Origin of the sequence: Streptomyces sp. NPDC050418 (assembly GCF_044458745.1) — a bacterium.
Taxonomy (GTDB): Bacteria; Actinomycetota; Actinomycetes; order Streptomycetales; family Streptomycetaceae; genus Streptomyces.
On the sequence record NZ_JBITIG010000011.1, the window covers coordinates 237603 to 258574 of the forward strand.

Sequence of the window (20972 nt, forward strand, 5' to 3'; positions counted from 1 at the left end):
TGCGGTGCCTGAGTCCTCGGAGCGCGGCAGGACCACCGGGCGTGGGCCCGAAACCCCCGCGGATCCGCTCACAGATCACGGGACGCACGGCGGCTTGGCCGCCGGTCCAGTCCCCGCCGTACCGCTGCCGCGAATCCCCCGAGCGGCCGCGATCACCCTGGAGGTCGCCCCGGTGCAGACCCAGACCCAGACGTTGAGCAAGGCCGCCCCGTCCGCCAACTCCGGTGCGCAGAACGGCACCCAGGCCGCCGCGGACCCCGCTTCCGACCTGCTCGACGCCGTCCCCGCGCAGGGCCGCCCCGCCACGAAACCGCAGGCCACGGACGAGGCCGAGCCCGCGGAGCTGCCCGAGCCGCCCGAACGGCGCCCCGCACGCGCCGACACCAGCGGCCCCTCGTCCGACCTGTTCCGTCAGTACTTACGCGAGATCGGCAGGATCCCGCTGCTCACCGCGGCCGAGGAGGTCGAGCTCGCACGGCGCGTCGAGGCCGGGCTCTTCGCCGAGGAGAAGCTCGCCAACACCCCTGACCTGGACACCCAGCTCGCCCTTGACCTCGACAAGCTGGTCGTCATGGGCCGGATGGCGAAGCGCCGGCTCATCGAGGCGAACCTCCGCCTCGTCGTCTCGGTCGCCAAGCGGTACGTGGGCCGCGGGCTGACCATGCTGGATCTCGTCCAGGAGGGAAACCTGGGCCTGATCAGGGCAGTCGAGAAGTTCGACTACGCGCGCGGCTACAAGTTCTCGACGTACGCGACCTGGTGGATCCGCCAGGCCATGTCCCGCGCTCTCGCCGACCAGGCCCGGACCATACGGGTGCCGGTGCATGTGGTCGAGCTGATCAACCGGGTCGTCCGCGTGCAGCGCCGCATGCTGCAGGAACGCGGGTACGAGCCCACGCCGCAGGAGGTCGCGGGCCATCTCGACCTGCCGGAGGAGCGGGTCAGCGAGGTCCTGCGGCTCGCGCAGGAGCCCGTGTCCCTGCATGCCCCGGTGGGCGAGGAGGACGATGTCGCGCTCGGCGATCTGATCGAGGACGGCGACGCGGCCTCGCCCGTCGAATCCGCCGCGTTCCTGCTTCTTCGCGAACACCTCGAGGCCGTGCTCTCCACGCTCGGCGAGCGCGAACGCAAGGTGGTGCAGCTGCGCTACGGCCTCGCGGACGGCCGTCCGCGCACCCTGGAGGAGATCGGCCGCATCTTCGGCGTGACCCGTGAACGGATCCGCCAGATCGAGTCGAAGACCCTCAACAAGCTGCGCGACCACGCCTTCGCGGACCAGCTCAGGGGCTATCTGGACTGATGCGGTGGGCGCCCCCGTGCGGGAGCGCCCACCTGCCAGGTCCTACTCCACCTCGACGACGGCCTCGGCGAACTGCGCCTTGTACAGCCGCGCGTACGCACCGCCTGCCGCCAACAGGGCGTCGTGCGTGCCCTGTTCGACGATCGAGCCGTTCTCCATCACCAGGATCGTGTCCGCGTCCCGGATCGTGGAGAGCCGGTGCGCGATCACGAAGGACGTACGGCCGTGCGCGAGGCGCGCCATCGCCTTCTGGATCAGCACCTCGGTACGGGTGTCGACGGAGCTGGTGGCCTCGTCGAGCACCAGGATCACCGGGTCGGACAGGAAGGCCCGCGCGATGGTGATCAGCTGCTTCTCACCGGCGCTCACCCCCGTGCCCTCGTCGTCGATCACCGTGTCGTAGCCGTCGGGCAGCGTCCGGATGAACCGGTCGGCGTGCGCAGCGCGGGCCGCGTCCTCGATCTCGTCCCGCGTGACATCCTTCGCGGCCCCGTAGGCGATGTTCTCCGCGATCGTGCCGCCGAACAGCCAGGTGTCCTGGAGCACCATCCCTATCCCGGACCGGAGTTCGTCGCGGGACATCTTCGCGATGTCCACGCCGTCGAGCGTGATGCGCCCGCCGGTGACGTCGTAGAACCGCAGCAGCAGATTCACCAGCGTCGTCTTGCCCGCGCCGGTCGGACCGACGATCGCGACCGTGTGCCCGGGCTCCACCGTGAGGGACAGGTCCTCGATGAGCGGCTTGTCCTCCTCGTACCGGAAGGCCACGTCCTCGAAGGAGACCTCGCCGCGCAGCACGTCCGGACGCTCGGCCGGCTGCGGGTCCACCGACTGCTCGTCGGCGTCGAGGAGTTCGAAGATCCGCTCGGCCGAGGCCACACCCGACTGCACCAGGTTCGCCATCGACGCGACCTGCGTCAGCGGCATCGAGAACTGGCGCGAGTACTGGATGAACGCCTGCACGTCACCGATCGACAGCGCACCCGATGCCACCCGCAGACCGCCGACCACGGCGACGAGCACGTAGTTCAGGTTGGAGATGAAGAACATCAGCGGCTGCATGGCCCCGCTGTTGAACTGCGCCTTGAACGAGGCCTCGTACAGCGCCTCGTTCTGCTCCGCGAACTGCTGCGCCGACTCGTCCTGCCGCCCGAAGACCTTCACCAGGTTGTGCCCGGTGTACATCTCCTCGACGTGCGCGTTGACCTTGCCCGTCGACTTCCACTGCTGCACGAAGTGCGGCTGCGAGCGCTTGCCGACCTTCGTCGCCACGAAGAACGACAGCGGCACGGTGATCAGCGCCACCAGCGCGAGCAGTGGCGAGATCCAGAACATCATCACCAGGACACCGACGATGGTGAGCAGCGAGTTCACCAGCTGCCCCATGGTCTGCTGCAGCGTCTGACCGATGTTGTCGATGTCATTGGTCGCCCGGCTCAGCACCTCGCCGCGCTGCCGCTTGTCGAAGTACGACAGCGGAAGCCGCGACAGCTTCGCCTGGAGATCCTCGCGCATCCGGTAGACCGTCATGTTCACGGCCCGGTTGACCAGGCGGGTCGCCACCGCCATCAGCGCACCGGCGATCAGGAACACCGTCAGCGCGAGCAGCAGCGTCTCGCCCACCGCGTCGAAGTCGATGCCCTGACCGGGCGTGAAGTCCATCCCGGACAGCATGTCCGCCTGCCGCCCGTCACCGGCGTCCCGCATCTGCTGCAGGACCTCGGCCTTGGTGGCACCCGCGGGCATGTCCCGCCCGACGATCCCGCCGAAGATCAGGTCGGTGGCGTGCCCGAGGATCTTCGGACCCACCACGGACAGGCCCACGCTCAGCGTGACCGCCGTGATCATCGCGTACATCGTGTAGCGCTCGGGCCTGAACTGCGCGATCAGCCGCTTGCCCGACTTCTTGAAGTCCATGGAGCGCTGATCGGGCCCGCCACCGGCCATCATCCGCCCTGCCGGCCCCGCCATCAGGCAGCCTCCGCTTCCGTGAGCTGGGAAAGGACGATTTCCCGGTACGTCCCGTTGTCCTGCATCAGTTCCTCATGCCGCCCGACCCCGACGACCCGGCCCTCGTCGAGGACCAGGATCCGGTCGGCGTCACGGATGGTCGACACCCGCTGGGCGACGATCACGACGGTCGCCTCGGAGGTCTCGCGCGCGAGCGCCGCCCGCAGCGCCGCGTCCGTCGCGTAGTCGAGCGCCGAGAACGAGTCGTCGAAGAGATAGATCTCCGGCCGCTGCACCAGGGTGCGCGCGATCGCGAGCCGCTGCCGCTGACCACCGGAGACGTTCGTACCGCCCTGCGCGATGGGCGCGTTGAGCCCGTTCTCCAGCTCCCGCACGAAGTCGGCGGCCTGCGCCACCTCGAGCGCGTGCCACAGCTGCTCGTCGGTCGCGTCCGGATTCCCGTACCGCAGATTCGTCGCCACGGTCCCGGAGAACAGATACGGCTTCTGCGGTACGAGCCCGACGGTCCGCGCGAGCAGCTGCGGCTCCAGCGTGTCCACGTCCACGCCGTCGACCAGGACCTGGCCCTCGGTCGCGTCGTACAGCCGCGGTACAAGCCCGAGCAGCGTCGACTTCCCCGAGCCCGTCGACCCGATCACCGCGGTCACCTCACCGGGCCGCGCGACCAGCGAGACGGCCTTGAGTACCGGCTCCTCGGCACCCGGGTAGCGGAAGCCCGCGTCCCGGATCTCCAGATGCCCGTGCGCCCGCAGCTCCCGCACCGGATCCTTCGGCGGCACGACGCTCGACTCGGTGTCGAGCACCTCCTCGATACGCTCGGCACAGACCTCGGCGCGCGGCACCATCATGAACATGAACGTGGCCATCATCACGCTCATCACGATCTGCATCAGATACGCGAGGAACGCGGTCAGCGCACCGATCTGCATCCCGCCGCTGTCGATACGGTGCGCACCGAACCAGACCACGGCGATCGACGAGATGTTCACGACCGTCATCACGATCGGGAACATCAGCGCGAGCAGCCGCCCGGTCCCCAGCGAGACCTCGGTCAGATCCTCGTTGGCCTTCCTGAAACGGTCCTTCTCGTAGTCGTCCTTCACGAAGGCCCTGATCACACGGTTGCCGGTGATCTGCTCGCGCAGCACCCGGTTCACCGTGTCGAGCCGCACCTGCATGGTGCGGAACAGCGGGCGCAGCCTGCGCACGATCAGCGAGACCGCGATACCGAGCACCGGCACGACCGCGACGAGGATCCCGGACAGCGGTACGTCGAGGCTGAGCGCCATCACGATGCCGCCGACGCACATGATGGGCGCGGAGGCCATCAGCGTGAACGCCATCAGGACCAGCATCTGCACCTGCTGGACGTCATTTGTCGTACGGGTGATCAGCGAGGGCGCCCCGAAGTGCCCGACCTCACGGGCCGAGAACGACTGCACGCGGTCGAAGATCGCGGCCCGTACGTCACGGCCGAGCGCCGCGGCGGTCCGTGCGCCGTAGAAGACGGCGCCGATGTTGCACACCACCTGCACGACGGTGATCCCGATCATCAGGGCACCGAAGGCGAGGATGTAGCCCGTGTCCCCCTTCACGACACCGTTGTCAATGATGTCCGCGTTCAGGGTGGGCAGGTAGAGCGTGGCGCAGGTCTGCAGGAACTGCAGCAGCACCAGGATTGCTATGGGTTTCTTGTACGGCGCGAGATGTTCCCGCAGGAGTCGTATGAGCACGCGATACCTATCGCAGTAGCCGGAGGCAACGTTTCAGTCCCCGCCATCCTGCGACACTCCACCGGCTGGAGCTCAACCGTTTTTCCCAAGCCCGGGTCAAGAAACCGGGCCGTACCCCCGTGGCCTGGCCCCGGACCCGGCCCGACCGCCGCTCAGACTCCGCCCGGCCCGAACGCACCCGGATGGGTCTGCTCCCGCACCGCCGTGTACTGCTGGCGCAGCGCCTGCCCCACGGCGAGATCCTCGCCCGGCTCGAAGACCTGCGTCGCCGCACCCTGCCAGGCCGGGGGAGCGGACGGATGCAGCGTGCCCTGCCGCACCCCGAGCGCCCAGGCGGCCTGCCGGGCCGCGCCCAGCGCCGCGTAGTCCGCGGGCTGCGGCACCACGACCTGCGCGCCGAACAGCATCGGCGCCGCCGCCTGCACCGCCGGCAGCTCGGCGGCCGCCCCGAGCAGGAACACCCGCCGCACCTCCACACCGCGCGCCCGCAGCACCCCGAGCGCGTCCGCGAGCGAGCACAGCATGCCCTCGAACGCGGCCCGTGCCAGATGCTCCGGCTTCATCGACTCGCGCCGCAGCCCGTGCAGCGACCCGGCGGTGTGCGGCAGGTGCGGCGTCTTCTCGCCCTCCAGATACGGCAGCAGCACCAGACCGTGCGCCCCCGGAGTCGACTTCAGCGCCAGTTCGCTGAGCCCCTCCAGATCGGTGGACAGCAGATCGGCCGTCCCCCGCAGGGCCCGTACGGCATTGAGCGTGTGCACCACCGGAAGGTGCATCCCGGTCGCGTCGGCGAGCGAGGTGATCATTCCGCTGGGATCCACCAGCGCCTCGTGATGCACGGCCATCACCGAACCGGACGCGCCGAGCGACACCACGGCGTCCCCGACCCCGATCCCCAGACCGAACGCGGCGGCCATCGTCTCGCCCGTACCGGCCGAGATCAGCAGCCCCTCGGGCGTCGTCCCCGCGGCCTCCGCCGGACCGAGCACCTCGGGCAGCGCGGCCTGATGCCCGAGCGCGAGCTCCACGAGATCCGGGCGGTACGAGGAGGTCGCGGCCGACCAGTACCCCGTACCGGAAGCGCCGCCGCGATCCGCGGTCCGGCGCGCGGGCCGCCCCAGGAGCTGCCACACCAGCCAGTCGTGCGCCTGCATGACGGTGGCGACACGCTGGGCGTTCTCGGGCTCCGTACGCGCCAGCCAGCGCAGCTTCGTCACGGGGTGCTGGGCCTGCGGCACACAGCCCACGGCCTCGGCCCAGGCGTGCCGGCCGCCGAACCCGTCGATCAGATCCGCGGCGGCCACCTGCGCCCGCTTGTCACCGCCGACCTGTGCGGGCCGCACGGTGTTGCCCTGCGCGTCCAGCGCGACCAGGGCGTTCTGCTGGGCGGAGACCCCGATGGCCTGCACCCCTTCGAGCAGCCCGCCGGTCGCCGCGTCGCCGAGGCTGAGCAGCCAGGCCTGCGGATCGACATCGGACGGCTTGCCGCCGGCGCTGTCCAGTGGATGCGGGGCATAGCCCTGCCTGACCACGGCACCGGTGTCGGTGTCGCAGACCACGATGCGTGTGAACTCGGAAGAGCTGTCCAGCCCGGCGACTATCCCCATGCCTCACGATTTTGCCCTACGCGAGGCATGGGGCTCCGCCCCGGAGGGGCTCGGCTATGTGTTGCTGGTGCCCCAGTCGTCATCGGCGCCGTTCGCCGACTTCTCGCGCAGGGACCGCACCCGGTCCGCCACCGAGTCCGGCATCTTGTCGCCGACCTTCTCGCTCACCGAGGCGAAGGCCTTGCCCGCCACATCGCGGCCGGTCTGGGCCGCGGACTCGACGGTGTTGCGCACCGCGGGATTCTGCGCGAACTGGCGAGCCGACTTCTTCATCTGCTCGTAACGCTCGCGGCCCGCACGGGTGCCGATCACGTAGCCGAGGGCCAGTCCGGCGACGAACGTGAGCTTGTAACGCATGGCTGCCACCCTTTCGTAGCGTCCGGTGCTGCGCCCCTACCCGGAACCGATTGGCGGAGCACCCCCCTGCTTGCGCTAATGTATGTGTCGCAGCGAGCACACGCCGCCCAGGGAACACCCAGGTAGGTGAGCTTGTTGCAGACGATGCATTCCCCTGTAGCTCAATTGGCAGAGCAGCCGGCTGTTAACCGGCAGGTTACTGGTTCGAGTCCAGTCGGGGGAGCTCGATCTCCTGTAGCTCAATTGGCAGAGCAGCCGGCTGTTAACCGGCAGGTTACTGGTTCGAGTCCAGTCGGGAGAGCAGCGGAAGAGGACCCCTTGCGGGTCCTTTTTCATGTCCGGGGGAACCGGGCGCGAAGGATCCAAGTCCTGTGCAGATGTGGACCGTCGTCCGCAGCCGGACCAGGCACTTGGGCAGAGCGGGCCATCCGACGCGGGAGATCGTATGACCGGCTATGCTGCGGCAGACGGCGCGTACATGTGTACGCGACACGCCGCTAAGGGGCGGTAGCTCAGCCGGTTAGAGCAGCGGACTCATAATCCGTCGGCCGTGGGTTCGAGTCCCACCCGCCCCACCCTGCAAAAAGCGGCCTGACCTGCGGAAACGTTTCTCCGTGCGTGTCAGGCCGCTTTTCTGCGTTACGGAGCCGCGGAGGCGCTGCTCGGCGGGGGCTCCGACGGTGGCGAGGGCTCCGAAGGAGGCGGCTCGGAGCTCGGGGGCTCGGAGGTCGGCGGTGTCGAACTCGGCGGGCACGACGTGGAGTCGTCGCCGCAGGTGGACGATTCGCTCGGCGTCGGCGTGCTGGTGCTCGGGGACGGGGTGGGGGTGGCCGGTGCGGTCGTCTTCTCGTCCTTCGTGCCCGTGTCGCCGGGGACGCGGGTGAACCAGTCGTCCTGGTCGGGGTCGAACATCACGAAGACGTTGACGACCGTCGTCGACGGTGCGACGACCACCACGTTCGAGGGGTTGTACGACGGCCACGAGTCGCCGGTCCGCCGGGGGGTGGTGCGCTGGGCGACCGGCGGGGTCAGCGGGTTGCCGCAGGCGCAGCGGACCCTGGGTACGCCGCGGTCGTCGACCAGGACGGCGGTGCCGGTCTGCAGCACCGCCTGGTAGCCGGTCGCGGCGCCGTCGCGGAAGCCGTGGTTGGTGACGCGGGTGTCCACGCGCAACTGCACCGGAGTGAGCGAGCGCAGGTGACCGGGGACCGCGGACGGAGCGACACCCGCTACCGAGGCGAACGCCTTGTTCTTGTCCGGGGCCGCCTGGAGCGTCTTGATCTGCTTCTCCACATCGCAGGCGGCGACGTTGCGGGTACCGCCGTACAGGCCGGGCGCACCGCCGTCGACGCCGCGCACCGTGTTCGCGGGGGCCGACTGGTCGGGCGAGGGTGAGATCGGTGGGGCGGAGCTCTCCTTCGCCGTGGACTCCGTGAAGGGGTCGGGGCCCGTCTTCGCGGCGGACTGCAGGAAGACCTCGCTGCCCTTGGCTGTGCCGCCCGAGCCGTCGTCGGGGCTGGTCAGGACGACGGCGAGGACCACGGCTGCCACCACCGCCGTCGTCACCACGGCGATACGGGGCGCCGACCGCCACCACTGCCGGTGGGGCTCGGGCGGGCCTGGCGGCTCCGGTGGTTCCGGCGGCCCGGGTGTCCCGCCGGAGCCGCCCGAACCGCCCGAACCGCCGGAGCCGCCGGAACTGCCCGGCGGCTGGGAGGGCGGTCCCGTGGGTGGCTGCGAAGGGCCCGACAACGGTCCCGACGGAGGTCCTGTGGGCGGTTCTGCGGCCGGGGCTGTCGGGCGGCCTGAGGGCGGAGGTTCGACGCTCACGACGCCTTCTTCCGACGCGGTACTGCGATGCGTACCGCCGATGCGTACTGCGGGTGCGTGGTCCGGATCCTTGCGGCCACCCCCGGCACGGCCGCAATCCCCTCATTGTGTGCCCCGGACAGGCACCGCCCGCAAGCCGGAGCCGCCCGCAAGCCGGAGCCGCCCGCAAGCCGAAGCCGCTCGGCGGGCGAGGCGTGCCGGTCCTGCTTAGCGTGGCAGTGTGAGCCCTCGTACCGACACCGACCAGGCCGGCGCCCGGCACGGCTGGCCCCAGGCCGTGGTGACGGTGCTCGCCGCGCTGTTCGCGATGGTCGTGACGGCCGCGCTCGGACTGTGGGCGGCCGGTGCGGCCGGGTTGCCGGACGGGGCGTTCCCCCGGGTCGTCGCGGCGACTGTCGTCACCGCCGTCGGCGGCACCGTCGAAATGTCCGGCAACGCCGGTGGGCTCGCGGACACTTCGGCCGGGCTCAGCGTGATCCCGCTGTCGGTCACCCTCGTCGGCGCCCTCGTCCTCGCCGCCGGATTCCTGCGGCCGCTGCGGCACCGCGCGGTGGCCGGTACGCGCGAACTCGCGGGCTGGGCCGGTGGGTTGCTCGGGCTGTGGCTGCTCGCCCTCACCGGCTTCTCGCTGGCCGCCCGGCAGACCTTCTCGCTCACCCTCGGGGACAGCCAACTCAGCGATATCGGCGAGGAGTTCGGAGTATCGCCGAAGATCGGCTTCGAGGCCGACATTCCGCTGACGCTCCTGTGGGGGGCGCTGTGGGCGGCCGGTGTGCTCGTGCTCGCGCTGCTCGTCTCGCGCGGCGCGCCGCTGCCGCCGAAGCTGCTGCGCTTCCAGGAGTCGGTGCGCCCGGCCGCGTACGCCATGGTCGGTCTGCTGCTCGCGTACGTGGCCCTCGGCGTCGTCATCGCCGTCATCGTCGCCGTGACGCGCGGGCACGCGGCGGAGACGTTCGCGGTGGTGCTGCTCGGGCTGCCCAACCTCGTCTGGCTCTCGCTCACGCTCGGCCTCGGGGCGACCTGGAACGGCCAGGTGGAAGGGCCCTTCGGACTGCCCATGCCGCATGTGCTCGACGAGGTGCTGCGCGGCCCGGACGTGTCCACGCTCAACGTGCGCACGCTCGCCGAGCAGGACGGCCGGGTGTGGTGGCTCGTGGTGGTCGCCGCCCTGATGCTGCTCGCCGCCGGGTTCGTGCTCGCGGCCCGCTCGCCGCGCCAGATGCGGGCCTGGCAGCACGCCGTGCACATGGCGGTCGCCCTTGTCCTGACGGTGCTCATGATCTGCCTGGCCGGCCGGATCACCGCGCACTTCGGGCTCTCCGTACTCGGCATCGGCGACCTCGGCGGCGACCTGGGCGGCGAGCTGTCGTTGGTGCCCGAGCTGTGGTCGGCGCTTGGGCTCGCACTGCTGTGGGGCCTGGTCACCGGCTTCCTCGGGGCTCTCCTGGCCCGTCCGGTACGGCGACGGGGCGACATCCCGTAGGTGCCGCCGGATACCGCTCAGGCAGGTTTGCCGAGGACCGGGACCGCCCACCCGGGCGGCATCGGCACGCGCAGCCCGACCTCGGTCGGCGGGTGCCCCGACTCCTGGCCGCCGTGCACGGCCGCGCGCAGGGCGGCGACGAAGCCGAGGCAGGAGTCGTACCGGTCGTCAGGGCTCTTGGCCAGGGCCTTGGTGAACACCGCGTCGACCTGCGGGGCGAGGTCCGGTCGGGTCTCGGTCAGCGGCGTCGGCTCGTCGTACTGGTGGGCCCAGAGCAGCGCCATGTCGTCGTCCCGTTGGAACGGCGGGCGGGCGGCCAGGCACTCGTAGACGACGCAGGCGAAGCCGTACACATCGCACCGTCCGTCGACCGGCTTGCCGGAGATCTGTTCCGGCGACACGTAGTCGAGGGTGCCGACGAACTGGCCGACGGTCGTGAAGCCGGTCAGGGAGAGCGACTTCTTCGTCAGGCCGAAGTCGGTGAGGTACGCGTGCTCGGGGTGGTCGCTGTCGGTGCCTCGGGAGATGAGGATGTTGCCGGGCTTCACGTCCCGGTGGACGAGGCCGTGCTCGTGCGCCGCGTCGAGCGCGGAGGCGATCTGCGCGGCGACCCGCAGCACCGTCGCGGGCTCCAACCGGCCCTGCCCGTCCAGGAGATGGCGCAGGTCGCTGCCGGACACGTAGCGCATCGCGATGTACAGGACGCCGTCGGTCTCGCCCGCCTCGAAGACCGGGACGATGTGCGGGTGGTCGATCGCGGCAGCCGCCCGGGACTCGTGGGTGAAGCGGCGCCGGAAGGTGTCGTTGCGGGCGAGTTCCGGGGCGAGCAGCTTGAGCGCGACGGTGCGTTCCAGACGCAGGTCGAGGGCGCGGTAGACCACCGCCATGCCGCCGCGGCCGATCTCGCCCTCGATGCGGTAGCCCGCGAGCTGCCGGCCGATCATCTCGGACGACCGGCCGGCGGAGCCGCTCGGGTCAGGGGCCATCGGGGCTCACGACCTGCGTCGGTTCGTGGCCGGGGGACTCGGCGGCGACGCGGGGCCCGTCGTCCGTGGCGTACGTCCCGGCCCCTGTGCCGTCGGAGTGGACCCACCGGGCGCGCTCGACGTCGTAGAGCCACACCTGCTCGCCGTCGACGACGACCCCGATGCGCAGCCCGCGCGTACGGCTGCGGAAAGTCTCGCCGTCCAGGGCGCCGGACGCGTGCTCCTCGACCGCGGTGCGGTAATGCCCGAGGGCACGCTCGGCCCGCGCGAGCAGCGGGCGCGGGTCGTCCTCGGGGGTGAACGGGCCGCCGGGCGGCGGCGGGTCCAGGGGTACGGTGACGAGGTGGCGGCCGTCGACCCAGGCCGACCAGCCGTTGGCGCAGCGGATCCGTCCCCAGTCGCCGCGCCGCTCGACGAGCTGGACCGGCAGGAGCGGGTCGAGGGGGGCCGTGGGCCGGGCCGGGTCGGGCTCCTCCCAGGCGGGCATCCCGTGCTGCGGGACGACGTGGGTGGGCCGGAAGTCGGGGGTCGTCATCGGGGGCGCCTGCTTCCGCTACTTCCGCATCACGACGGGTTCGTGCCGGCGAAGGAGCCGGGACACCACGTATCCGAAGACGGCCGAGAGCACGAGCAGCATGCCGATGTTCAGGAGCCACACGCTCGCCGAGTGCTGGAACAGCGGGTCGGCGGTCAGTTCGCCGGGGACGATCCGGGCCAGGCCGACGGTGCCGGCCATGGCGCCGAGCGCCCAGCGGGAGGGCACGAGCCAGGAGAGCTGCTCCAGGCCGGGCACGCCGTCGAGTTTCAACAGGGCGCCGCAGAACACCACTTGGACGATGGCGAGCAGCACGAGCAGCGGCATCGTCACCTCTTCCTTGCGCACCAGGGCCGATACGAGGAGGCCGAGCATCATCGCGGTGAACGAGAGCAGCGCCACGGCGACCGTGATCTCGACGAGCGGGGGCATCAACACGCCTTCGCCGCCCGGTGCGTCGAGGTCGACGCCGGCCAGGCCGACCAGGGTGAGCACGATCGCCTGGAGGACGGTGATGGTCCCGAGTACGACGACCTTCGACAGCAGGTACGCCGATCTGGACAGGCCGACGGCCCGTTCCCGCCGGTAGATGACGCGTTCCTTGACGAGTTCGCGCACGGCGTTGGCCGCGCCGGTGAGGACGCCGCCGACGCAGAGGATCAGGAGCGCGTTCATCGCCGTCTCCTGCGTGAGCTTGCTGCCGGCCAGGGCGCGGGCCATGGCGCCCATCACGAACGGCAGCGCGATCATGATGACCAGGAAGGTGCGGTCGGCGCTGAGCGCGGCGGTGTACCGGCGGATCAGGGTGCGCAGTTGGGCGCCGTTGCTGCGGGGCCGTGGCGGTGGGGCCACGGTGCGCCGGTCCGTGCCGTCGAGGCGGGGCTGCGCGCTCGCGTCGGCGATGTACCTGCGGTGCAGGGGCGAGCCGCCGAACTCCGTCGCCCAGTCGCGTGCGGTGTCCCGCTCGAACGCCTCGAAGGCCTCCGGCCACTGCTCGTAGCCGAAGAAGCCGAGGGCTTCGTCGGGCGGCCCGTAGTAGGCGATCCGGCCGCCGGGCGCGAGCACCAGGAGCCGGTCGCAGACGTCGAGGCTGAGGACGCTGTGGGTGACGACGATGACCGTGCGGCCGTCGTCGGCGAGGCCGCGCAGCATGTGCATCACGGAGCGGTCCATGCCCGGGTCGAGGCCCGAGGTGGGCTCGTCGAGGAAGAGCAGCGACGGTTTGGTGAGCAGTTCGAGGGCCACGCTGACGCGCTTGCGCTGACCGCCGGAGAGGCTGTGCACGGGCTGGCCCGCGCGCTGTTCCAGGCCGAGTTCGCGGATCACCTCGTCGACCCGGGCGCGGCGCTCGGCCTTCGCGGTGTCCTGCGGGAAGCGGAGTTCGGCGGCGTACGACAGGGCGCTGCGGACGGTCAGCTGGGCGTGCAGGATGTCGTCCTGCGGTACGAGGCCGATGCGCTGGCGCAGCTCGGCGTAGTCGCGGTAGAGGTCGCGCCCGTCGTACAGGACGGTGCCGCGGTCGGCGGGGCGCTGTCCGGTCAGGGCGTTGAGCAGCGTGGACTTGCCGGCGCCGCTCGGGCCGACCACCGCGAGCAGGCACTTCTCGCCGACCGGGAACGACACCTGGTCGAGCAGGGTCTTACGGCCACGGTCGACGGTGACGCCGAGGTCCTGCACGTCGAGGGAGACCTCGCCGGTGTCGACGTACTCCTGCAATTGGTCGCCGACCAGGGAGAACGCGGAGTGGCCGATGCCGACGATGTCGCCCTCGCGGAGCGGGGCGCGGGTCACGGGCAGGCCGTTGAGGAAGGTGCCGTTGTGGCTGCCGAGGTCGACGATCTCGTACGTGCCGTCCGGCAGGGCGCGCAGCTCGGCGTGCCTGCGGGAGACGACGAGGTCGTCGACGATCAGGTCGTTGTCCGGGGCGCGGCCGATCCTGACGGTGGCGGTGGGCAGCGGCCGTACGGTCGTGGGCTGCCGGAACGTGCCGGTGAGCGCGGGCATGGAGACGGCGGAGGGGCGCTCGGGGGCGGGCTCGGGGGGCCCGAGCAGGGTGGCGCGGGGGCCGTCGGCCACGCTGCCGAAGCGGATCTCGGAGCCGGGGCCGACGTCCCAGGTGTGCACCCGGTGGCCGTCGGCGAACGTGCCGTTGGTGCTGTGCTCGTCCTCCAGGGTCCAGTGGCCGTCCTCGGTCCGTAGCACCGCGTGGTGCCACGAGACCCGGGCATCGTCGATGACGATGTCGCTCAGTGGATCGCGGCCGACGTGGTACTCGTGGCCCGGGCTCATCACCGTGGAGCCCGCCTCGGTCTCCAGGACGACTTCGGGCGCTGTCGGCGCGAGGGGCCGCTCCGCCATGTCGCAATTCTAGCGATTAGCCCGTTTGTTCGCCTGGCGCGGGGGCCGGTGTCTTCCGGGCCACGTAGTACACGTTGAGGATGTCGCCCTCGACGTGGCGGAACGAGACGTCGGTGAACCCGGCCTGGTTCAGCATGCGTTGGGCGGTCTGGCGGCCCCAGACGGTGCCGAGTCCGGCGCCGCCCTCGCCTAGGGAGACCGTCATGCAGTAGAAGACGGAGAACGTGTAGAGCACGGGGCCGAGGGCGAGGTCGAGGTTCTCCTCCAGCTTGCTGGAGGCGTCGATGTCGCCCATCAGGAACGTGCCGCCGTCCCGCAGCGCGGCCGCGACCGCGTCGAGGGTCTCGGCGGGCCGGGCCAGGTCGTGGATGACGTCGAAGGCGGTGATCAGGTCGTAGGAGCCGGTCAGGCCGGCGCTGTCGGCCAGGTCGAAGTGGGCGTTGGCCAGACCCAGGCGCTCGGCCTCCTCCCGGGCCGCCGCGATGCCCGTCTCCGACATGTCCAGGCCGCGGAACCTGCTGTTCGGGAAGGCCTGCGCCAGCAGATTGACGGCGTGCCCCTGCCCGGTGCCGATGTCCAGGGCGTCGATGCCTTCGCGCAGCCGCTCGGTGAGGCCGGGGACGAGCGGGACGATCGCGTCGGTCAGGGCGGTGTCGTACACCCGCGCGGTCTCCTCGGCCTGGAGCTCCTGGAAGCGCGGGTACGAGGAGTACGGGACGCCGCCACCCTTGCGGAACGCGTCGAGGACCTCGTCCTCGACGTTGCCGATGAGTGCCATGTACTGCATGAACGATGCCAGGTTGTCGGGTCCGGCGGCGCGGGTGAGGGTGGCCGCGTGCTCGGGCGGGAGCCGGTACGTGCCTGCACCGGGTTCGTACTCGGTGATGCCGCCGGCGGTCATCCCGCCCAGCCACTCCCGTACATACCGTTCGTTCAGGCCGGTGGCCGTGGCGATCTCGGTGCTGGTGGACGGGGGCAGCTCCGCCAGGGTGTCGAAGAGGCCGGTGCGGTGGCCGATGCTGCACAGGTAGCCGAGGCAGCCGTCGTTCAGCACCTGCACCATCCGGCCCGCGAACTCCTCCTGCCGCGCGAGGTCGACAGTGTCCGTGGTCATCGCCTTCTCCTTCCCGTCAGGGGTCGGAGAGGGGACAGGGGGACGCCGAGCCGCGGTCCGGCCAGGGATGTCGTTGTTCCCTCATGATACGCGGGGCGTACGTGGCCGGGGTTGCCGTCGGTTGCGGAGAAACTCTGTGCGCCCTCGCTACCGAGCGGTAACGTTCGGGGCCGTCCGCCGTGTTGAGGGGGAGAGCGATGGGGGCCGTCGTGCGGGTTGATCCGGCTGTTGAGCATGCGCGGGCGCGGGCCGCGCTGGGGGATGTCGTCGGGCGCGTGGCCCGGATGGTGCGGGAGGCGCCGGATCCGAGCGTGCGGTCCGGGCTGCCCGGGTGGTCCGTCGGGGACGTCGGGGCGCATCTGGCCGCCGTGTATCTGGCCTGCGGGGCCGGGTTCACCGGGGAGAGCGTGCCCTGGGATCTGGTGCTGCCGAAGGACGAGAACGCGCCGCTCGCCGAACGGATCGCCGTGCTGAACGCCGCGTCCGTGCAGCTCGTCGGGCCCGGGGAGCGGGAGGGGCTCGGGGAGCTGCTGCGGCAGCGAGGTGAGGCGTTCCTGCAGGCCACGGAAGGGATGGCGCCCGAGACGCCGGTCAGCACGCCGTGGTACGGGTCCGGTGTGACGCTCGACCTCGGGACCGTGACAGGGCTGATGCTCAGCGAGAGCCTGGTGCACGGGCTCGACTTCGCGCGCGGAGCGAAGGTGCCGTGGCCGATCGAGCCGGATCACGCGCGGCTCGTGCTCGGGCAGGTGATGCCGGCGATGATGCCGATGACCGTGAACGCGGAGCAGGCGCGCGGCGTGCGCATCGCGTTCGACCTCGCCGTCAAGGGCGGACCGCGGCTCGCCGTGGAGATCGAGGACGGCGCCGCGACGGTCGTACGGGACGCGGGGCCGCGACGCTACGACTGCCGGATCACGGCGGATCCCGTGGCGTTCCTGCTGGTGTCGTTCGAGCGGACGGCACCCTGGAAGGCCGCGCTCACGGGGAAGATGCGCGCCGGCGGCCGTAAGCCCTGGCTCGCGTCCAGGCTCGGGCAGTTGATCGGGGCTCCGTAGGGGCGCTGGGCGATTCGCCGCAGCGACCGTCAGAGCGGCGCCTGCCACGTAGTCGTCGTGCCGCCTGTGCCGTCCGTGTCGCCTGTGCCGTCTGTGCCGCCTGTGTCGTCCGTGCCGTCGGCACCGGGCGACGACTCCGCGTCCCGTTCGCCGTCGTCCGAGACCGTGAGGCGGACCGCCGGGCGTCCGTCCGGGAGGGTGGTCTCGCAGTCGACCGTGATGTCGATGCGGGAGATCCCCGGGCGGCGGGACGCCTCGGCCAGGGCGCGGCGCAGGGCCGCGAGGAGATGGCCGGCGTTGCGTTCACCGACCCGTGCCTCCACGGGCCCGTTGAAGTGCGCCGAAGGGGTGACGCCGGTCGCGGCCGCCGCGCCCGCCGCCTCGCGCAGCACCTTGCCGCGGAAGGTCGTCGGGGCGTCGGCGGGCGGCTGCTGGAGCGCGAAGATCGCCGTACGGACCTCCTGGATCGTGGACTCCAGCTCGTCCACCGCCTTGCCGATCGTTCCCTGCACCTCGCTCACCTGGGCGCGGCGCTGCGCGGACTCCAGCATCATCCCGGTCGCGAAGAGCCGCTGGATGACGAGGTCGTGCAGATCGCGCGCGATCCGGTCGCGGTCCTCGAAGACCGCGAGCCTCGCGCGGCTGACGCGGGCGTCCGCGAGGACGAGCGCGAGCGCGGCCTGGTGCGCGAACTGCGCCGCGAGCAGCCGCTCGAGGGCCGTGTAGCGGCGGGCGCCGCGGGCGCGGGGCAGGGCGAGGGTGCCGATCAGCCGGCCGTCGCTCTGCAGCGGAAGCAGCATGCTCGGTCCGAAGCGCCGGCTGACCGCGGTGGTCATCCGGGCGTCGGTCGCCGAGTCCTCGACGAACACCGGCTCACCGCCGAGGAGCTGGGCGAGCACCGCGCTGCCCGGGTGGATCACGGTGCCGACGAGGTCGCCGGGGTCGCTGTGCGTGGAGGCCGTGACGATCTCCATGCCGCCCTCGTGGGTGGGCTGCAGGATCACTCCGGCCACGGCGTCGGCGAGCCTGCGGGCCTGTTCGGCGACCACCATCAGGGCGTCGTCGGGGGTGTCGCCGCCGAGCAGCGAGGTGGTCACGGTGGCCGAGCCCTCGATCCAGCGCTCCCGCTGCCGGGCGTTCTCGAACAGCCGGGCGTTGCCGATCGCGATACCGGCCTGGGCGGCGAGGATCCGGATGGCCTGCTCGTCGCCGAGCGTGAAGGGGCCGCCGCCGCGCTTCTCGGTCAGATAGAGGTTGCCGAAGATCTCGTCGCGTACGAGGACGGGGACGCCCAGGAACGTCTTCATCGGCGGATGCCCGTCCGGGACGCCGCTCGACGCGGGGTGCTTGCTCAGGTCGTCGAGCCGCAGCGGGCCTCCGTGGGCGGCCAGGGCGCCGAGCACGCCGCGGTCGACGTGCGGGAGCTCCTTGATGCCGGCGCGGGTCTCGTCGTCGATGCCGCACGTGAACAGCTCGGTCAGCCGGTCCTGTTCGGGGTCGACGACGCCGAGCGCCCCGTACCGCGCGTCGGTGATCCGGGTCGCCGCGTCCACGATGTGCTGCAGCGTGGAGCGGAGTTCGAGGTCGGCGCCGACGCTGAGGACCGCTTCGAGGAGGGGCTCGACCGAGGTCCCGGCCGGGTCACCCGCCCCGCCGGAGCCCGGGCCCGCAGAGCCGTCGTCCTCGGCCGTCATCCCCGTACGCCTCCTGTGTGCTGGACCGGACCCGCCGGATCAGGCGGGCCCGCGGCCCGCTGCCGGGCGGCCGCGGGCCCAGTCCACCAGACCGGCGAGCGTGTACAGGGCGCAGGCGAGGCCGAGCAGCAGAAAACCCCACTGCTGCTCGGCGAACGCGTCCATCGTGATCAGCGACGCCCCCACGAACCGCAGCCACAGCCGCACGGTCGCACCGGGTTCGAGGCGCCCCGTGAGGCGGACGGGCAGACAGGACGCCAGGACCAGCAGGGCGCCGATGAACTGCACGGACTGCGACACGTGGGCGCCTCCAGGGCGTCGGGGAAGGGGGGCCGAGCCGGTCCGCGAGCGGCGGGAGCCGGTCCGTGAGTGGCGGGGGTCAGTCCGCGAGCGGCGGGGTCAGTCCGCGAGCGGGTTCAGCTGCATCGGCTCGATCCTGCCCTCCAGCATCGCGCCGAGGCCGAGGATCGAGCAGACGTCGGGGCGCTCGGCGATGTGCACCGGCATCCCGGTCGCGTCGCGCAGCATCTGGTCGAGACCGGGGAGCAGGGCGCTGCCGCCGACCATCATGATGCCGCGGTCCGCGAGGTCCGCCACGAGGTCCGGCGGGCAGTCGCGCAGGACCCGTCCGATGCCGTCGAGCACCGCCGTCAGCGGGGTGTGGATGGCGTCCCGTACCGCCGCGGTCTGCACCTGCACCGAACGCGCCAGGCCCGTGGCCACGTCACGGCCGTGGATCATCGTGGACTCGGGGCCGTGCGGGGTCAGACCGTTGCCGCTGAGGGCCAGCTGCAAGGGGCGTACGGACTGGCTCGGCAGCATCAACTCGTGCTGCTGGCGCAGGTGCTGCACCACCGCGTGGTCGATCGCGTCACCGCCCACCGGGATCCGGTCGGCCGTGACGATCGCACCCATCGAGAGCACCGCGACCTGCGTGGTGGCCGCACCGCACACGATGATCATCGTGGCCTCGGCGCGCTCCACCGGAAGCCCGCAGCCGACCGCCGCCGCGATCAGCGTGTCCACCAGCTCGACCCGCCGCGCCCCGAGCCCGATCAGCGTCTCGGTGGCCGCGCGCTGCGCGAGCGGATCGGCGTCGTGCGGGACACAGGCCGCCGCGCGCAGCCGGGGCTTGCGGCGCAGGGTGCGGCGCAGCTTGTCGTCGATGAGGTGGCCGAGCATCCGCCGGCACATCTCGATGTCGACGACGGTCCCGCCCGACACCGGACGGACGACACGGATGTACGCGGGCGTGCGGCCCGTCATCCGCTCGGCGAACTCGCCGACCGCGATCAGCGCTCCCGTACGGGTGTTGACGGCGGCGACGGACGGCTCGTCCACGACGAGGCCCGCGCCCTTGACGAACACCCGGGTCCGCGCGGCCCCCAGGTCGACGGCGATGTGGCAGCGACGCAGATTCTCCAGGCTGACGGTCATGGCGAGGTTCCTCCCGAGAGCACCGACCGTGGTGGACCGCCGGACAGCGGCCCTTTTCGCATCGTGCGGGGGTCCGAGGGCCGCCGCCCGTTGGGGTGGGCCGGGCGGGGCGCGGCCGGACGGGTGGTACACGGAGCCACAGTTGTGTAGGGGGTGCTGCGGCGAGCGGGCGTTACCATCCCGTGTGACCAGTGCCCCCTCCGACGGCAAGAGCCGCAGCGCAGATCCGGACATAGCCGAGCAGAGCCCCCGCCGCCGGGTGCGCATCCTCGCCGACATCACCCCGCTGCGCACCTCCGCCGACTACCGGCGCCTGTGGATCGGCAACACCATCTCCTGGACCGGCCAGGCGATGACCGCACTGGCCATCTCGCTGCAGGTCTACGAGATCACCGGCTCCAGCTTCTCCGTCGGACTCGTCGGCCTCTTCTCGCTGGTCCCGCTCGTCGCGTTCGGCCTGTACGGCGGCGCCATCGCCGACACCGTCGACCGCCGCAAACTCGGGCTCTACGCCTCCACCGGCATGTGCGCGCTGTCCTTCGCGCTCGCCGCGGCCGCCCTCGCCGACTGGCACCGCGTCGGCTTCCTGTACGCGATCGTCGCGCTGCAGGCCCTGTGCCAGGCGATCGTGTCGCCCGCACGCACCTCGATGATCCCGCGCCTGCTGCCGCCCGAGCAGCTGCCCGCCGCCAACGCGCTCGGCTCCATGACCACCACCTCCGGGCTGATGGCGGGCCCGATGCTGGGCGGCCTCGTCGTCGGTGCCTGGGGTTTCCAGGCCGCGTACCTCATCGACATGGTCGCCTTCACCGCCGCCCTGTACGCGATGTGGCGGCTGCCCTCGATGAAGCCGGACCGGACCGCGGACTCCCGTAAACGCGCCTCGGTCCTCGACGGGCTCCGCTTCCTCGCGACCCGCCCCAACCTGCGGATGACCTTCTTCACCGACCTGTGCGCGATGGTCCTCGCGCATCCGCGGGCCGTGCTGCCCGCGGTCGCCGTCGTGTGGTTCCACGGCGACGCCACCACCACCGGACTGCTCGTCGGCGCGCTCGCCGTCGGGGCGCTGCTCGGCGGTGTCTTCTCCGGCTGGCTCGGGCAGGTGCACCGGCACGGGCTCGCGATCGTGCTCGCGGTGGCCGGCTGGGGCGGGTTCATCGCCGCGTTCGGACTGACCCGCGAACTGTGGCTCGGCATGCTCTTCCTGGCGCTCGCGGGCGCCTCCGACACCGTCTCCATGGTGTTCCGCTCGACGATGCTGCAGGCCGCGACACCCGACGAGATGCGCGGCCGCCTGCAGGGCGTCTTCATCGTGGTGGTCGCGGGCGGCCCCCGCCTCGGCGACTTCCTCGCGGGCTCGGTCGCCGACCTCACCTCACCGACGGCGGCGATCACCGGCGGCGGCCTCGCCTGCATGGTGGCCGTGGGCCTCCTGGCCCTGCGCTGGCGGCGCTTCGTGCGGTACGACGCCAGGGCACCGGAGGCGTAGAGCCGCCGTTTCGCCTGGTG

General features: G+C 71.6%; 16 protein-coding genes and 3 tRNA genes. 7 read left to right on the forward strand and 12 right to left on the reverse strand.

The features are described from left to right. Positions 1-4 precede the first annotated feature (4 nt). Positions 5-1300, forward strand: coding sequence for an RNA polymerase sigma factor (locus ACIBI4_RS26715; RefSeq protein WP_399206589.1), 1296 nt, complete (start codon positions 5-7; stop codon positions 1298-1300). Between the two features lie 42 nt (positions 1301-1342). On the opposite strand, the gene ACIBI4_RS26720 is transcribed toward ACIBI4_RS26715, so the two are convergent. The 4 genes from ACIBI4_RS26720 to ACIBI4_RS26735 all read right to left on the reverse strand — a co-directional run bounded on the left by ACIBI4_RS26720 (position 1343) and on the right by ACIBI4_RS26735 (position 6968). Further along, positions 1343-3271 (reverse strand): ABC transporter ATP-binding protein, encoded by a 1929-nt coding sequence (locus ACIBI4_RS26720; protein ID WP_399206590.1) that lies wholly within the window; start codon positions 3269-3271, stop codon positions 1343-1345. Further along, entirely contained in the window at positions 3271-5004 is a 1734-nt protein-coding gene (locus tag ACIBI4_RS26725) for an ABC transporter ATP-binding protein (protein ID WP_399206592.1), read from the reverse strand. The genes ACIBI4_RS26720 and ACIBI4_RS26725 overlap by 1 nt, the downstream gene beginning before the upstream one ends. Before the next feature lie 152 nt (positions 5005-5156). Next, positions 5157-6611 (reverse strand): FGGY family carbohydrate kinase, encoded by a 1455-nt coding sequence (locus tag ACIBI4_RS26730; RefSeq protein ID WP_399206593.1) that lies wholly within the window; start codon positions 6609-6611, stop codon positions 5157-5159. A gap of 54 nt (positions 6612-6665) precedes the next feature. Further along, positions 6666-6968, reverse strand: coding sequence for a YtxH domain-containing protein (locus ACIBI4_RS26735; RefSeq protein ID WP_399206594.1), 303 nt, complete (start codon positions 6966-6968; stop codon positions 6666-6668). 150 nt (positions 6969-7118) lie between these two features. Here ACIBI4_RS26735 and ACIBI4_RS26740 point away from each other — a divergent pair. The 3 genes from ACIBI4_RS26740 to ACIBI4_RS26750 all read left to right on the forward strand — a co-directional run bounded on the left by ACIBI4_RS26740 (position 7119) and on the right by ACIBI4_RS26750 (position 7543). Further along, a tRNA-Asn gene (locus tag ACIBI4_RS26740) sits at positions 7119-7191 on the forward strand. Positions 7192-7196: 5 nt separating this feature from the next. Next, positions 7197-7269 (forward strand) — tRNA-Asn (locus tag ACIBI4_RS26745). 200 nt (positions 7270-7469) lie between these two features. Continuing rightward, positions 7470-7543, forward strand: a tRNA-Ile gene (locus ACIBI4_RS26750). Between the two features lie 64 nt (positions 7544-7607). Here ACIBI4_RS26750 and ACIBI4_RS26755 read toward each other — a convergent pair. Further along, on the reverse strand, positions 7608-8798 hold the full coding sequence (locus tag ACIBI4_RS26755; RefSeq protein ID WP_399206595.1) for a DUF6777 domain-containing protein: 1191 nt from the start codon (positions 8796-8798) through the stop codon (positions 7608-7610). Positions 8799-9018: 220 nt separating this feature from the next. Here ACIBI4_RS26755 and ACIBI4_RS26760 point away from each other — a divergent pair, with 220 nt between their 5' ends. Then, positions 9019-10281 (forward strand): streptophobe family protein, encoded by a 1263-nt coding sequence (locus ACIBI4_RS26760; protein WP_399206596.1) that lies wholly within the window; start codon positions 9019-9021, stop codon positions 10279-10281. A gap of 17 nt (positions 10282-10298) precedes the next feature. Here the strand turns inward: ACIBI4_RS26760 and ACIBI4_RS26765 are convergent, their stop codons facing one another. Genes ACIBI4_RS26765 through ACIBI4_RS26780 form a run of 4 tightly spaced genes read right to left on the reverse strand, consistent with a single transcriptional unit; the run spans position 10299 to position 15274 of the window. Beyond that, positions 10299-11267, reverse strand: a complete 969-nt coding sequence (locus tag ACIBI4_RS26765; protein WP_399206597.1) for a serine/threonine-protein kinase — start codon at positions 11265-11267, stop codon at positions 10299-10301. Further along, complete coding sequence (locus tag ACIBI4_RS26770; protein WP_399206598.1) at positions 11257-11802, reverse strand: hypothetical protein; 546 nt, start codon at positions 11800-11802, stop codon at positions 11257-11259. The genes ACIBI4_RS26765 and ACIBI4_RS26770 overlap by 11 nt, the downstream gene beginning before the upstream one ends. 18 nt (positions 11803-11820) lie before the next feature. Beyond that, entirely contained in the window at positions 11821-14160 is a 2340-nt protein-coding gene (locus ACIBI4_RS26775; protein WP_399206599.1) for an FHA domain-containing protein, read from the reverse strand. Between the two features lie 16 nt (positions 14161-14176). Then, on the reverse strand, positions 14177-15274 hold the full coding sequence (locus tag ACIBI4_RS26780; protein WP_399206600.1) for a class I SAM-dependent methyltransferase: 1098 nt from the start codon (positions 15272-15274) through the stop codon (positions 14177-14179). A gap of 197 nt (positions 15275-15471) precedes the next feature. On the opposite strand from ACIBI4_RS26780, the gene ACIBI4_RS26785 reads away from it, so the two are divergent. After that, complete coding sequence (locus ACIBI4_RS26785) at positions 15472-16332, forward strand: maleylpyruvate isomerase N-terminal domain-containing protein (RefSeq protein WP_399206601.1); 861 nt, start codon at positions 15472-15474, stop codon at positions 16330-16332. Positions 16333-16361: 29 nt separating this feature from the next. On the opposite strand, the gene ACIBI4_RS26790 is transcribed toward ACIBI4_RS26785, so the two are convergent. The 3 genes from ACIBI4_RS26790 to ACIBI4_RS26800 all read right to left on the reverse strand — a co-directional run bounded on the left by ACIBI4_RS26790 (position 16362) and on the right by ACIBI4_RS26800 (position 19463). Further along, positions 16362-18026 carry a GAF domain-containing protein gene (locus ACIBI4_RS26790; protein WP_399206602.1) on the reverse strand — a complete coding sequence of 555 codons (1665 nt, stop codon included), beginning with the start codon at positions 18024-18026 and terminating at the stop codon, positions 16362-16364. Positions 18027-18065: 39 nt separating this feature from the next. Further along, complete coding sequence (locus ACIBI4_RS26795) at positions 18066-18326, reverse strand: hypothetical protein (RefSeq protein WP_399206603.1); 261 nt, start codon at positions 18324-18326, stop codon at positions 18066-18068. Positions 18327-18425: 99 nt separating this feature from the next. Further along, positions 18426-19463 (reverse strand): rod shape-determining protein, encoded by a 1038-nt coding sequence (locus tag ACIBI4_RS26800; protein WP_399206604.1) that lies wholly within the window; start codon positions 19461-19463, stop codon positions 18426-18428. A gap of 232 nt (positions 19464-19695) precedes the next feature. On the opposite strand from ACIBI4_RS26800, the gene ACIBI4_RS26805 reads away from it, so the two are divergent. Beyond that, on the forward strand, positions 19696-20952 hold the full coding sequence (locus tag ACIBI4_RS26805) for an MFS transporter (protein ID WP_399206655.1): 1257 nt from the start codon (positions 19696-19698) through the stop codon (positions 20950-20952). Positions 20953-20972 lie beyond the last annotated feature (20 nt).